Genomic DNA, 15,069 nt, shown 5'->3' on the forward strand with positions numbered 1-15,069 from the left:
AACTAATCATCTTAAATTAATCAACGCACTTTTAAATATCAAAATCCTCCACTTGGAATATCTCCTCCTCCGGCAACTTCGTATACTGATCCAGCATCTCCGGCTGCCAAGTACGAACATGAATCTTTGGGGCATCCTCGTTCGTGAAATCCCATAATAAGAATAAGTAACCCACGTCGCTGTAGCGATCCGATGTATAGCCTTGCTTCAAGGTCACTCCATAGAAGTTGGGTTTAGCCGGATGGCGGATCACATTGATATCATCAAAGATGACATTGATTCGTTTGTTTGTCTTAAATATATTTGTAAGGTTAGTCAAGTATTCTTTCTTTGTCTGTTTCGTATAAATAACCTTAGGATCAGGCATAAATTTATTCATATCCGTGGGAACTGCCTTAACCACTTTTCCCGTTATGATCAATGCGTCATCACTAAAAATCTGGTTCAAGAAATTGATATCTTTCGTATTATAAGCCGTACGGAATTGTTCTACATAATCCAAGATCATTTGACGATAACGGAAATCTGATACCGCCTGATTACTTTTCAAGATTTTCGTGTACAAGTTTGTCGCTAACGCTAAATGGAAATCAGTAATCATACCGTTGCGGTCAAAACCGATTACGGCCTCTTGATATTTATCTTGAGTAGAGTTGTCATCCTTGATCGTCAAGAACAACGGGATATTACGAACCTGAAATTCCTTGCCATTCTTTAGGCAACGCTCTATGACTTCCGTCTCGCCACATCGAAACGGGGTATTGTCCCACAACATCATAATCGTATTTTGAGCGTCCTTGGATATGTTTAAACCCGAGAAATAAGGCTGTGAATCATTCGCCTGTGCCGTATTTATCTCCGTCAGTAACTTACCGATAGACTGCTGCACTTTTTCTTTTAGCGGAGCATTATCCAGATCTGTCAAATAAAATTCCGTAGCGTACTGCGCACGGGCTACCCACGCAAATTGAAAACATACGATAAATAGAATCGCTTTAGCTATTAACTTTTTCATATAGATTGTTCTTTATTGTTCATTAAAAAATCTGGAACCAGATCACACCATGTCCCTTATAATTATTCAAAGAATCTTCCGTATTTGTTTTAAGGTTCAAACGTTCCTTATCTCCTTTCCCTAGAATCGTGATAACCTCGCTTTTCTTAAAAATCGCCAGATAACATCTATCCGGAGAGCGCATAGTCTTGATACGTCCATAGATAAGGGTGCCTTCCTCTTTTTTCTGGTCTAATAAGGAGATCAGTTCTTTATAGGTTTGGATTTCTAATAATTCTTTGACAATAGGGTCTAAAGCCGGAGCCGATGGACTAGAAACCGTAATATCTTCCGGCTCGGCAGCGACCGGCTCTTCAACTTGAGTAACAGGAGTGGCAATCACCGTAGTAGTCACCGGTTCCTCTGTCGCAACTGAAGTTGCAACAGCAACGGGAACCTCTGTAACAACCTCTGTTGGATCACCCGTTACTTCTGAAACTACCTCTTGAGCCTTATCTTGTAATGTAGCCTCAGATTCCCCAGCTTCTTGTGTTTGCTGTGGCTCCGGTTGTGAAGTAACATCCGGCTTCGCATCCGGAACGAAAGCCAATATCTCATTTTGTGAGGCCGTCGGCAATGAATCATTTACCAAAGCCTCCGATACCTCTTCTATCTCATCTGGTAAGATCTCATCTTTTGAGGGTTTCACTTTTACCAACTCCTCGTTTTTCACCTTCTTTTTCTTCTTTCCGGGGAATAGATAATCCTTCATGATGTAGGTAAATACCCGGAACAGATCTCCTTTCTTGATAGTCACATTCTGGCATTTATCCTCGATAACATCCCAAATCTCTTCCACATCCTCCTTGGGCATGTGGAAACGTTCAGCAAAAATAGCGTTCACGTTCGCACGAAGCAGATCCATTGAGTTTTGTTGCGCTTCCGATAGATTATCTTCCGTCACGGCATCCGCATACACATAATCCTCGCTCAGCTTGATCTCCTTGATTTTCTCCTTATTTTCCTTATCTTGTTCCGTTGCTTCCTGAGCGAAAGCGACGATCGGGAAAAGGAGTAAGATGAATAAGTAACTCAGTTTTTTCATACGCTTATCATTTTATTTGTTATTTTACCCTATTTCTTATTTAGAATCACCATATAAACTACTCACATTATGCATAGGAACAAAGGCATACAATTGAGCCGTCACAGGATAAGATCCCGGATTATCCCAAATACGCATATCTACATTGAAATACAAAATATGATTATACCCCAATGACCGGTTCACCATTATGGCCGTTCCTGCCATAGAATTTTCGTCCTGTCTCTCAATGCCAACGAATATCTCACAACCATTTTCCCTACAAAAAGATATGAAATCAGTAAGAGGGACCGTGAAAAGCTCCCGTTTACCTCCATACATTCGTTGAGTGATTTCAATTTTGATCATTGAGTCGGGATAAGCCGTAAATAAGTTTGCCACCGATTCTACAGGATTAACACGATCATATATTAATGAATAGGTATGATCCGCTCTTTTTGTATAATATCGATAGGACGTAATATCTTCCAAACCATAAAAATCACCTTCTGAACGATAACAATTATCACGAATCAAACTCATTTCAGTAGGAAGTGCCTCTACAGGCAAATTCCTTTCTTTTGACAAAAACGCCTTTAAGCCATCTTGAAACTGGCCCTCCGCCTCCTTCTTATTCATACCCCAAATCAGTTCATACTGTATAGGAAAACTTATCGATAAGATAGGCCGCTGATCTTCCAACCAAGTCACAGCGTATTTACTATTATCCGTCGTTATAATAAAGGATTGATCTTGTTTGATTTCCCGAAGGCTTTGTTTTAAATTCAAATATATCTTATCATTCAGTTTCATTCCAAATCGAAATAGTACTCGGTCTTCTTTCAAACGTTCCTTGATCGCAGGTTCATCTTTCATTAATAAGACCCATAGCAAGTATCTCTCCACAAACAAATAAACAGGAGAAGGATAATCGGCGATGATCCGGCGATCGAACAATTTAATTCCCACATGATTTATAGTACCCTTAGCATCTGCGGCCAAAATCAAATTCTTTCCCGGACATACCGAGCCTAACGAATATTCACCCGCAGCCTCGACATCTAAATGGTTCTTTCCCATTAGTTCTATTATCTCTTCGATCTTTCTATTCTCACATTTTCCATTGTCGCCCCATATATCTGGCAGACAGGTAAACATACATATCAGAATGATCCCGAGAGAAACATATTTCCTCTTTCCTCTCTTCATCAGCATCATATTTTTATTATAAGAAAACCTCTAAAACAGATATTCACAAATTCAAAACTAGAAGTAAATCTTCGGATATCAAAGATGGGGTTCCCCTATAAACGGATATTCATAGCGTTTCCACGTTTAAGCGGCCAAAAATCATGTTTATATAAAGAAACGAACAATGAAAAGTATTAATGATTATCAATAACTTTAACACATCAACCAACATAAATGCATATGAAAAATACGATAAAACTTATCATCTTTTTATTATTCTGCGATTTCACTTTGCTATCAGCTGAGAAACTTCCGACAGTAGACTATAAAAGTATCGCGGCAGAAATCACAAAAGGATGTTCTAAAAAAAATGATCAAGCGAGGGCTATCTATCGTTATCTGATACAAAATATAGCTTATGACACAGATTATAAAATCCGTGACGCTGATGAATGTTGGAAACAGAAAAAAGGGGTATGCCAAGCGTTCGCCGATCTATTTATCAAGTTATGCGAGCCTCTAAATATCAAATGCATCTTGGTAACCGGATTCGCCAAAACATATGATCATATACCAGGTACGCCTTTTGAACGCCATGCCTATGTACTAGTTGAAGGAGACAAACCCAATCGTTACTTTTTTGTGGATGCCACATGGGGTTCCGGTACTGTCAACAATGGAACATTCGCCTGTAGCGATGATGATATGTCATGGTTCCATACCTCACCCGTATGGATGGCATTCTCACATTTTCCCTATGAAGAAAAATATCAAATGCTAAAAAAACCACTATCTTTCGAAGAATTCCAAAAACTTCCCGGTCTCGTACCCGACATGGAGTATATGGGCTTTGATGGAGAAAAATTGTTAGAAGGATTACGTAACGGTACCATCCTTTCCCTCCCTAAAATATATCCCCGGCAAAAACTTCCTTTCCGGGTGGTACAAATACCGATGACACGTACGTTGAAATTAGGAGAAACGTATGAATTTACGATACAGTTGCCCGAGCCTACGAAACTGGCGTTGACACAAAACAACGAATTTCCCTTTAATAAAGTAGTCCAAGGAACTCAGAAACTCGTATTTACGCCATTCCTACCCGGAGAAGTATCGATCAGTATCGCTCCACCTAACCGGAAAACGTATTCCACCGTACTTTCATATTCGGTACCCGAACCGTCAAAAGAAGAGTATGAACAACTGATCAAAAAAAATCCTTACTATAGTCCGCTTATACAAGATATAGATGGCTATTCATCCAATATTCCTTTACTTGGGTTTGATGGACGAGAATTAATCAAGGCTATCCAATCGAACCAAATAGAGGCGCTGCCTCAAACATTCTCTTATGATAAATTTCCACTCAAAGTAATTGACGTACCCATTAATCGTGATCTGCAAAAAGGAAAGAACTACCGGTTCATGGTCACTCTCCCTCCCAATATAAAGATCGCTTTATTCCATGGGACAGCGACTATCACCGATTGGGAAACGAGAGGTAAATTACGGAGCATAAATTATACTCCTAAGACTGAAGGTAAATTGAGTATAGGAGCATTTGACGCAAACGAGAAAAGATATTATATCATACTTTCTTATAAGGTTAAGTAATCATCAAATAATATCCAACCGTTCTCTCAGTTGTTTAAAATAGCGATGCGAGGCGATCCTCTCCTCCTCTTGGAAGGGGGGATAGAACTCGCATCGTAAGGTCTTATTCTCGATGAACATCAAATAAGTCAAGTTCACAATGCAATCTTGGCTTATTTGAACAAACGTATTATTGATAGACAACAAATCTTTCGCTGTCGTGCTCATTTTTAGTTTATGAGTTGTACGGGAAGTCAAGACAATCTGCCAACAACGCTGGTCTCCCAAGAACTGAAACAGGAATATCTCCTCACAACGGACTAGCAAAAGACCCGAAACGGTTTGGATCGCAAATCGACTATCCCGATTCAATATTTTCCGCAAAGATCTCTCCATGCAGGCAACATCCGCAGGTTCTGTCGTATGAAAACGTTCGATGAGTGCCGCTAACTCATCAATTAAATAAGGTTTTAACAAATAATCAAACGCAGAGGCACGTAAGGCATCCAATATATATTTATCGTATACCGTATAGAAAACGACTCTCAAGTTCGGAAGAATATCATCTCGTATATCATCCAGCAAATCAAAGCCAGACATGTCCGGAAGTTCCACATCCAAAAACACCAAATCCGGTTGATACTTAAGGATATGCCTCTTGCCCAATTCCGCCGTTGTCGCTGTATCCAATATCCTTACCTCCGAGAAGGCCAATAGATCGTTTTGCAATTTCTGGATCGATCCAAGGTCATCATCTATGATTATTACTGTTATTTCCGGTTCCATACACGCTTCCATTTTCCAACAAAGTAAAATATTTATTGTTAAGATAAAAAATCATAGAGTACCCACAAATAGGGCTTTTTACGTATAAGTTGCAATATTCACGTTTATCCTATCGTTTTTCATGCTTATCTGTCATTTTTTATTTTAACAACAAAAAGATAAGGCCCCCTATTCTTATGATGAGAAAAGGGAGCCTTTCGCATTTATCCAATAAATGTAGATGCCATTTCTATCTTTTAATCATTTTAAAAATATAGATTTTATCTTCTTGAATTATTTTCACGATGTAATGTCCGGCTCGTAAATCCGAAACATTTACAGAAGATGGAATTCCTTTTATCATTTTAACGACTTGCCCTAAAGAAGAAATCAATTCAACTTGTCCATCTACCCGTAAGCCTGAAATAATAAAGGAAGAAGATACGACTGTTGGATAAATATATACAGATTCCGGACCAATCTCTTCCACGCTTGTTACTAAATTGACCGTGATATAACTATCCGCTTTAAAATTCCCTTCTTCCGTTTTTACTGAAATGACAGCATTACCCACTTTATAACCAGAGACCAAGCCTACTTCATTCACTGAAGCCACAGAAACATCACTACTGCTCCATGATACTTTTTTATTTGTCGCATCCGATGGCTTCACCATGGCTGATAATTGGATAGTCTCACCAACGTTTAAATTATAGCGATCTGGGGTTACTGTCACACCTGTAACTTTTACCGTCGTCGCAGGAGGTGTAGGAGGGGTATTGCCTTTCGTAACCGTAACTGAGCAATTTGCGGTAAAGCCACCATCCTCTGTTTCCACCTTGATAGTCGTAGTTCCTTCTTTTACGCCTGTAATTATTCCTGAGGAGGATACAGTAGCCACGCTTTCATCAACACTACTCCATTGCACTTTTTTATTTGTCGCATCAGCAGGTAATATGGTAGCGGATAATGTAACAGTCTTTCCCTCCTCGACAGAAAGGGCTGTAGAGGATAGCTGGACACCGGTTACGGCAGTATACATTGTGATGGATATAGAAGGAGAAGATGCGGTAGCTGTATATAGATAAGCCTCAAAAGGCAATATATCCCGACTATTATTCTCAAAAGCATTTCCAGCCTCATTGATCGCATATACACCGTTTGATCTAGAGACCTTTCCAAAAATACCAATCAAATTATATTGTGATTGCCCTAATCTATAGGAAGGCTCAGTAGGTGCGATTAAGACCTTTTCACCTGTTATATCCATTCCTGCAATAAAAGTTACCGTACCTTCTATCCGACTACCGGTGGCAGAAACCATATTAATCAGATAAGGAGTATTAGCTTTCAGATAAGGTTCCTCCGCTCCTCTATTCATAACACATTCAAAACCTCTATCTGTTAAGGTCGCCACATAAAAATCTCCCGACTTCGTATCCCCAGATAGAGAAACAGGCTTTAACTCCTTTTCTCCCATTCTGACAAATGCCACGTCAAAAGGTAAACAAATAGTTTCCCATTTGTCTAGGGTAACGGATCTTAAAGCTCGGTTTTCACGGAAAGTCCGCTCATATGAGGCCCGTTCCACCGTTAAGGTAGCTGGAGTATGGAATGGGTTATGCTCCCTCAAGACCAACTGGCTCGCCTTTTTGCCGATTACAACATTCACATCTTTGCTCCATTGTTCCGGCACAACAGTCCCTTCCCCTACAAAAATAATACAATTCGGATTCGTCCCGCAAAACGCATTCTCCGATAAAGTATTTACCTTTGATAAGTCCGGCAATATCACAGAGGTCAGTACCACATTATTCGCAAATACACTTTCCAAAGAAACATTTTCTTCGAAGACGACTCCGCTCATATCAATCGAAGACAAGTTTTCATTATCTTTTCCCCCTACCGGATGAAGCTTCTCCGCCAGTCTAACCATCTTATCTTCTGTCCATATACCAGTCAACTGCAAATTTTCAGTTGTCTCATCCACCCCTTCTAATGCGCTATCATCGCTAGAATCAATTACAATAGGTAATATCAACACCCACGGTTGACTGGGATAACCCACTTGCCGTAAGTTTTCAAACGATAGACTTCCGGAAGTAACCAATTCTTTATTAGCCATTTGATCATAGACCTTGAAATAAACAGAATCTCCACTTAATTCATTACTCCGTACCCTTAGATAATAATATGAAGTCCCCTTTGCCGATTGAACTTCCGCGATTCCCCTGCACTCATCCCCGACGAATGCGGCAACCATAAGATTCCCCGTCATAGGTTTATTTTCCTGTCGCAAAACAAGATAAACACTCATATCATATTGAAAAGCATGGATATCACAATTCCAATCCGGGTTGTTTGCCGCTCTTCCCGCAAATGGGAAGAGTAGGCTAATTATCAAACATATTATAAAATGAGAATATTTCATATGCTTACATTTATTAGATTATTTATCGATTCGCAGTAATTGATTTTATAATTTTGTGATAAACCATACCTTTTTCCGTTTCCAGAACCAATACATATACACCGTCCGACAAAGAAGAGACATCCAAGGTATTCGCCCCGTCCATCATTCGCCGGAGCAATGGACGTCCATTCAAATCCAAGATGATCGCCTCTTTCACCAAATGATAGTCACCCCCGATATTCAATAAAGAACGTACCGGATTTGGATAAACGGTCAATGACATGCCATCCAAGGTCTCAATCCCTACCGTAGAAGAACTCGTCACATGTAACGTATAAGGCTGAGTTAGGCTTCCCAGCGTAGCTTCACCAAAACGAACGGTCTCTTTTACAGATAGTTCTTTTCCGGTAACATTCTCCAAAGCCTTAAACGTAATAGTCTCGCCTTTCGAACCTCCATGTATCGTGATAAACAGATATCCTTCTACATAAGTCCCTACTCCTCTGCATTCATTTCCCGCAAAAGCGCCAATAGCGTATACGCCCGGCTCAGCTTCCATTTGGTCATCATAAACCTTAGCGATCATACTCATGTTATCCGGATATTTATATGGATCATATCCCCATGGGTTGCTTTCAACATTTCCACTCATCTTAGCGTTTCGTAAAGAAGTAGCCTTTGCTGTTGAATAATGGAAAGTCTTCTCTTGTACGGAATAATACATATATCCTTCACCCGGTTGGAGCATTTGTAACGTACCGACCCAGCGGGAACCATCATAGCTGGCAAAACCTACTTGGCTCTTGATCTCATCTCCTCTCATCGGTTGAGCATCCATGAACGCCACATCCGGGCTTAACTCTACGATCGGCACATACCCCAGCCAGTTCCAACCTCGTCTCAAGGTAATCCCAACCGCATCCGCAGCTAACACTTCTCCTCCCCATTGGAGAGATTCGTTACCGGACATCTTCAATTTATAAGAAGACTCCGGAAGAAGTGCCTTCAATTCTCCGACCAAACCATAAGTCGGATCTTGTGTCAACTCTTGTGTCTGACTCAGCAAGCGTTCGGTTGAACCTTGTACCGGGCGTAAGAACGCTTTCGGATCAGTCATTTCTTTTAAATTGACGGAAATCCAGTTCCAGCCCTCTCGAAGATTCCAAGAAATGCTTTGTTCACCGGAAAGATCTACATAATAGGTATCCGAAGGCTCAGACTCGCATCCGCCATTGGAGACCACGACATAATAATTACCGGAGACAGTCGGAGTAAAACTTTGATCCACCGCCCCATCAATCGCTCCATCTTCATTAAACCATTGGTTTCCAGTCAACGCAGAGGAAGTGAGTATAGCCCCGGCAACCGTCACGATCGGTTTTGCCGGATAAGGATTTACTCGCAGGTTCAATACATATACACTATCGCACATATAGGTATTCTCCTTTCTATGATAATAGATACCCGTTTGGTTATAAGGTGTACCAAAGAAATCATACCGCTCGCCCTCACAAATATCAATATTCAACGTATCCGGTTCCGGATGTGTCAGTACATTCGTCATCTTCAACGTAAATGACCTAGAGTAAGACAATCCACCGACATCCGTTGTCTGAATCCTGATCTGATACAAGGTGTCTTTTGCGCATCGGAAAGTAGCTCCGGCCAATAGATGAGATCCTTCTACCAAAAAAAGATCATTATGAATAGCACCATCTCCTTCCGTCAAAGTATAGGTGAAAGATTGGTTATCCTCCGTATCTTTCGAGGTCAGCTCTCCAATAAATCCTCCGGCTTCGATATCATCCTGAAAAGTTGTATCCGACAGGAATAATCCGGTAGGAGCCAGATTGGATTGAATCGTAAACTCCGCCTTTTCCTTTAAAGCCTCCCTATTACCGGTATAATCTTCCGCTTGTGTATAAAACGCATACTCAGCCCCCTTTTCTGTCTCGAAATCCCAAAGGCTATCCGGAGTACAAATAGCAAATTCAGTATAGGCTTCTTTGTTCTTTGAAAGATATACGATTACATTCCGGACACCGGAACCTTTCACATCATCCTTGGCTTCAAACTGGAATCGATACGTACCGGAATGATCTTTCAGAGTCTCCGCCTTGAAGGTACTGGTAGGAGCGACCGCATCCAATCGATTTTGCCAAACATTCGTCGGGATCGCTTCATTGGTATCGAACACAATAGAAGCTTGCGCCTTGATAGAATCACCAGAAGTTACGCTAGATTTCGCTTTCATTACAAAGCTTACGAAACCCTCGCCATTATGCTTTTCTTTATCATTAACCGGTAAGAATCCTTTATCCACTTCCAGCGGAGGTAAATTTGTTGCCGGATCAATACTACTGAATAGCCAGAAGACTTCCCGCTTCGTCACATCGATACCGGCCACCACATCTACATAAATACCCAACGAATCCCGTACATCCAAGCGTTTTTGATAAATCGCCGGAGCATCCTCCACAGAGAAAACAAAACTACCAAAACCGAAAGTTCCCAAACCAAAGGAGTAGATATCCGCATTCTCATCTAAAGTATACCGCACCTCTACCTTTTGTGCATTCGCTGTAGCGAACTCCGGATCATTCTCGAAATAGATCGTATAGCCTAACGGCGCAGATGTGCTTACCCAATGCAAGGAATCGTCGTAGCCTTGGGGGCCGATGATTTCATTGGGGTCTTTGGGTTGATAGACTGGGATATCTAATCCATCGCCTTTTGTTCGATCATTAGGATCGGTTTGTTCGATACCACCGGAACCTTGAGGGCCGGATTTGTCGCCTTGGTTGCATTTGATCCTATTATCAGCAAAGATTAACACACATACCAAAGACAAGATTATCAATAATAGACTTTTTTTCATATTAATATTATTTATCACAATCTTTTTGAGGAAATAAGTCTTTCAAAAAACCATATTCATCATCCACATATCCTTCAACTATATCTTTATAAATATCACTAAAATCTGCATCATACTGATTTGCTATCAAAGCAGCACTAATTCCTCCTATACCTAACACAAGAACAACTTCTGTTAATGCCGCTGCTGGATTTTTCTTTGCAACTTGTTTTGCAACTTGCTTTGTTACTTTTTTCTCTACCTGCTTTGTCCCTTGCTTTGAAATTTTTTCTCCAATTTCAGAAATAGCATTCGGATTAAATGGATTATTTGAACTGTTTGGTTTCACATTTTGTCCTATTTCAGAAATAGCATTCGGATTAAATGGATTATTTGATTTCACATTTTGTCCAAACGGCTTTTTAAATAAGGAATAAACTGAAGAAGAAGAACCTTTTGATAGTCTCTTAGAAGAAGATTCATTAGTCTTCGAATACGCTTTTCTTGCAGCCTCTTGATTTAATATTCTATTTGCATTTTTTAGCGTTTCCTGAAAATCTTCCCCCATAGGATCAACCAATGAAACAACGTTATTCCCTACATAGCTCAAACAATTCATTCCATCTACATATAACATTGGATCAGGTTGCATAAACCGCCCAATACTTAGATTCATTGTTCTAGCCCGATAATCATAATTTTTAGTTTCTGCATTATAACTTCGTCCCGTAAACAACACCTCATTTCCTATGCCCGATTTAGCCAACAACACGTTTTCTCCATTATAGAAAGAAACCTTACCAAATGGATCATACTCATATCTTTCTTGAACTTCACTAGAACGATCCGTAACACCCATAACAGACCCTAAATGATTCGTATGATAAAAATACTCATTCCCCTTCCGATTCATTTTAATCATATCATCAATGCCATTTCCTAATAGATAGGTCGCCAACAACGCCTTCGACCGATCTTGTTCCTCTATCACGTCATCTCCAGCATAATAGAACAACACGGTTCCATCCGCAGTCGTTTTACGAATCCTACGCCCTAAAGCATCATAGGCATAAGAGGCAGTTTCTGCATCGACTAGCACTAATTTGTTGTTATAATCATATTGATACGTATGCGAATCGTCATTCAGCATATTACCATTCTGATCATATTGAGGAGTGAAGTTCAAATCTCCTTGAATGGAAGTGTACTCATTCTGAGCATTAGCGGTATACGTCGTTGTTACTCCATCCTCTTGGACTGATAAGCGATTTCCTAAAGCATCATAACGAAAAGTTTGGGTACGGGCAGGAGTAGTAATAATTCCATTCTTTACTTCACCTCGTTGAAAAGATGTCAATTGCTGGATCTTATCATATCCATACATCTCACTTCGATCCGGATGTAATTGATCCAAACGAGCTAACATATTCCCGGTCTTATCATACGTCATCAAGAAATCCAATATTTTGCCATCCGCTATTTTCGAGAGCCACCCATTTTTGTTATACTCATACTTTGTCGTAATGCCATTATTATAAGCACGTGTTGCTAATTGCCCTGCTTTATTATAGGTTTGGTTCACAACAACAGTCCCATCTTCCTGTATCTCCACAATCTGATCACGAACATTCATCGTTTGCATGACTTTCTTGCCACTCGGATAAGTCAATATGCGTTTACGATTCGGTACATCATACGAATAAGCTGTTACTTGGCTATTCAAAGTCTCGGCGGTTAGCCGACCTGCTTTATCATAAGCAAGCGTTACGGTCGCATTCTTGTTCACGGCAGAGATTAATTGGCCAATCTCATTATATCCATATTTATCAGTTGTGCCATCCGGATATAACTTTTCGACCAACTGATCCAATGCGTCATACGCAAATTTGATTTTCGCCCCATCCCGCTTTTTTTGTTGGATTACATTACCCATTTGGTCATACGCATATTCCAAAGTCGTACCATTGGCAAACGTTATATGCGTATTCTGCCCCAAGGCATCATACGTATAAGTCGTCTTATTTCCCTTCGCATCCGTAGCGGCGATTAAATTACCCTCTCCATCATATTGATAACGTGTTTTATTAGACAAAGCATCCGTCACCTCGATCAGTCGATTCAAGGCATCGTATCCATACGCTTCTTTATCCCCGTTCCGATTCGTAAAAGAAAGCTGGTTTGAATTGCGATCGTATGTATAATACTCTATATTCCCACTCGGATCCGTTGAAGATACCCTCCTGTTTAATCCGTCATATTGATAAGTAACCGTTCGTCCCTCTCCATCTGTCTGCGTCAATACATTCCCATTGGCATCATACGCTTGGGTGCTTATCACGCCTAAGGCATCTGTTGTTTCATTCATCAGATCATTGGCTGTATAACTATAGGTTATACTATTCCCATTCGGCAAAATCATGGACAGTAAATTACCCTTCGTATCATAAGCAAATGAAGTCACCTCGTTTGCGGCGTTCACCATCCGGATGACCCTATCATGCTCATCATAGTCATACTGAGTTACATTTCCGGCCTCATCTTTTATTTGGATAGGTTTACTCTTCCCGTTATACGTATAAGTGATCGATCTTCCTGCCGGGTTGATCATGCTCAACGGATTTCCCAACGCATCATACGTATTCGCCGTAATCCGACCTTTCGCATCCTTTATACGAACCACGTTTCCATTCCGGTCATAACTAAACTCAATCGTACCCTTCAAGGCATCCGTCAGCCGTATTAATTCATTTCGGGCATTATAAGTATACTGCACTACAAACTGACGGGCATCGGTTGAAGATACCATATTACCCGATCCGTCATACGTAAACCGACGAGTATTCCCTGCCGCATCCGTTTGAGATATTTGCAATCCTTGATTATCATACTCATTTTGCGTAACATTCCCATTCGCGTCCGTAATAGTCAACGGAGCACCCATCGCATTGTAAGTATATCGGTTGGAAAAGCCCTCCGGGCCGGAAATAATAGTCAAATTCCCTACATTATCGTATGTAAAAGAATAACCATTTCCGTTCTTATCCCGATAAGAAGCGACTTGATTAAACTTCGACTCATATGTATAAGTTTCCGTATGACCTTCCGGATCTGTGGCTGTCAGCATATTTCCATTAGAATCATACGTATAAGTCCGGATATTCCCGTTAGCGTCCGTACGCTTGATTACATTATCATCCGTATCATATACCAGTTTTTCTTGGATACCGCAGCAAAGACCACTCTTCTCGATCACACGTCCTTGCTCATCCCAGATATAATAAGAGAATTGAGCAGCAGGTTCCGTATAATCAATAATTACAGTCCGTTTATTAGCCACCTCATACCGAATGACTTTATCACTCACCGCCGTCTTCACCCGATAAACAGCTCCTTGATTGGTATAACCAACCTCTGTTATATTACCCATCGGATCTGTTACCGAGGTTAATTGATCTTGTTTATCATATCCATAAGAAAGCGTATAACCCATCGGATCCGTCACCTTGGTCAATCGTCTACGACTATCATACAGATAAGAAATCTCCCCTTTTACAAAAGAAGCGATCGCTTTCGTCAATAACCCGTCCGTATACGATAAAGAGACAGAGCGTCCGGCCTCATCGGATATGCCCGACAACAGTCCATTCGATTCATAACGCAAAGTCGTAACGAAGCCATTCCGGTTTTCTATTTTTGTAACCCGCTTATGGGTCGCATCCTCAAACCGATAGATTGTTCCGTCCTTCATTGTCAAGACAAATTGCCCATCACCCGATTGGCTCAGTTGATCGAACACCCCTGTCGGAGCCTCATACGTCTGGTTTTTCTTTATATACACATCGCTTCGACCATCACCCCGCTCTATCGATACACTATCACCCGACAGGGTATAGCGCATCTCCTCTCCCATCGAGAAGCCTAATCCATATCCGTAATTCCGATCCTTATACGAACTATTATAATAGAACTGAAGTGAGATCGGTAACACCGTATTCTTCATCTCCGCATCTACCCGGGTGAAAAACAAAACCCCGTTATAACTATTCACCCAAAGCCCATTCGGACAAGCGATCTTAGGCTTGGTGATATTCTGGGCTTCCAACGGGAAAACGCTTACCGCACAAACCAGTGCGGCAATAGCCCATTTCATGATTCTTCTGATCGTTACCATA

8 protein-coding genes are annotated in these 15,069 nt (G+C 40.8%); 1 reads left to right on the forward strand and 7 read right to left on the reverse strand.

Annotated features, from left to right (window positions below):
* Nucleotides 1-31: 31 nt before the first annotated feature.
* From ACESPU_RS10520 to ACESPU_RS10530, 3 genes are read right to left on the reverse strand one after another with little or no spacing between them, the layout of a single operon-like run.
* Nucleotides 32-1,015: a hypothetical protein gene (locus ACESPU_RS10520; RefSeq protein ID WP_008773717.1), complete on the reverse strand. Its 984-nt coding sequence runs from the start codon at nt 1,013-1,015 to the stop codon at nt 32-34.
* A gap of 22 nt (nt 1,016-1,037) precedes the next feature.
* Nucleotides 1,038-2,099 carry a hypothetical protein gene (locus tag ACESPU_RS10525; protein WP_122378520.1) on the reverse strand — a complete coding sequence of 354 codons (1,062 nt, stop codon included), beginning with the start codon at nt 2,097-2,099 and terminating at the stop codon, nt 1,038-1,040.
* A 36-nt stretch (nt 2,100-2,135) separates the two neighbouring features.
* Nucleotides 2,136-3,287 (reverse strand): hypothetical protein, encoded by a 1,152-nt coding sequence (locus ACESPU_RS10530; RefSeq protein WP_034532185.1) that lies wholly within the window; start codon nt 3,285-3,287, stop codon nt 2,136-2,138.
* Nucleotides 3,288-3,509: 222 nt separating this feature from the next.
* Here ACESPU_RS10530 and ACESPU_RS10535 point away from each other — a divergent pair, with 222 nt between their 5' ends.
* Nucleotides 3,510-4,883, forward strand: a complete 1,374-nt coding sequence (locus tag ACESPU_RS10535) for a transglutaminase domain-containing protein (RefSeq protein ID WP_373133352.1) — start codon at nt 3,510-3,512, stop codon at nt 4,881-4,883.
* Between the two features lie 3 nt (nt 4,884-4,886).
* Here the strand turns inward: ACESPU_RS10535 and ACESPU_RS10540 are convergent, their stop codons facing one another.
* The 4 genes from ACESPU_RS10540 to ACESPU_RS10555 form a co-directional block, all read right to left on the reverse strand.
* Nucleotides 4,887-5,648: a LytTR family DNA-binding domain-containing protein gene (locus tag ACESPU_RS10540; RefSeq protein ID WP_008773721.1), complete on the reverse strand. Its 762-nt coding sequence runs from the start codon at nt 5,646-5,648 to the stop codon at nt 4,887-4,889.
* Between the two features lie 229 nt (nt 5,649-5,877).
* A complete protein-coding gene (locus ACESPU_RS10545) occupies nt 5,878-8,058 on the reverse strand; it encodes an Ig-like domain-containing protein (protein WP_122378524.1) in 2,181 nt (726 codons plus the stop codon).
* A 22-nt stretch (nt 8,059-8,080) separates the two neighbouring features.
* The gene (locus ACESPU_RS10550) at nt 8,081-10,918 is read right to left on the reverse strand and encodes a T9SS type A sorting domain-containing protein (RefSeq protein WP_373133353.1); all 2,838 of its coding nucleotides are present in this window, start codon (nt 10,916-10,918) and stop codon (nt 8,081-8,083) included.
* Nucleotides 10,919-10,925: 7 nt separating this feature from the next.
* Entirely contained in the window at nt 10,926-15,068 is a 4,143-nt protein-coding gene (locus ACESPU_RS10555; protein ID WP_373133354.1) for an RHS repeat-associated core domain-containing protein, read from the reverse strand.
* Nucleotide 15,069 lies beyond the last annotated feature (1 nt).

It is taken from the genome of Parabacteroides sp. 20_3 (genome assembly GCF_964238835.1).
Taxonomy (GTDB): domain Bacteria; phylum Bacteroidota; class Bacteroidia; order Bacteroidales; family Tannerellaceae; genus Parabacteroides; species Parabacteroides distasonis.

What these genes read in the sequence shown, in the direction of transcription:
- ACESPU_RS10520 (WP_008773717.1), bottom strand. Translation starts at nt 1,015, where the DNA reads ATGAAAAAGTTAATAGCTAAAGCGATTCTATTTATCGTATGTTTTCAA.
- ACESPU_RS10525 (WP_122378520.1), bottom strand. Translation starts at nt 2,099, where the DNA reads ATGAAAAAACTGAGTTACTTATTCATCTTACTCCTTTTCCCGATCGTC.
- ACESPU_RS10530 (WP_034532185.1), bottom strand. Translation starts at nt 3,287, where the DNA reads ATGAAGAGAGGAAAGAGGAAATATGTTTCTCTCGGGATCATTCTGATA.
- ACESPU_RS10535 (WP_373133352.1), top strand. Translation starts at nt 3,510, where the DNA reads ATGAAAAATACGATAAAACTTATCATCTTTTTATTATTCTGCGATTTC.
- ACESPU_RS10540 (WP_008773721.1), bottom strand. Translation starts at nt 5,648, where the DNA reads ATGGAACCGGAAATAACAGTAATAATCATAGATGATGACCTTGGATCG.
- ACESPU_RS10545 (WP_122378524.1), bottom strand. Translation starts at nt 8,058, where the DNA reads ATGAAATATTCTCATTTTATAATATGTTTGATAATTAGCCTACTCTTC.
- ACESPU_RS10550 (WP_373133353.1), bottom strand. Translation starts at nt 10,918, where the DNA reads ATGAAAAAAAGTCTATTATTGATAATCTTGTCTTTGGTATGTGTGTTA.
- ACESPU_RS10555 (WP_373133354.1), bottom strand. Translation starts at nt 15,068, where the DNA reads ATGGTAACGATCAGAAGAATCATGAAATGGGCTATTGCCGCACTGGTT.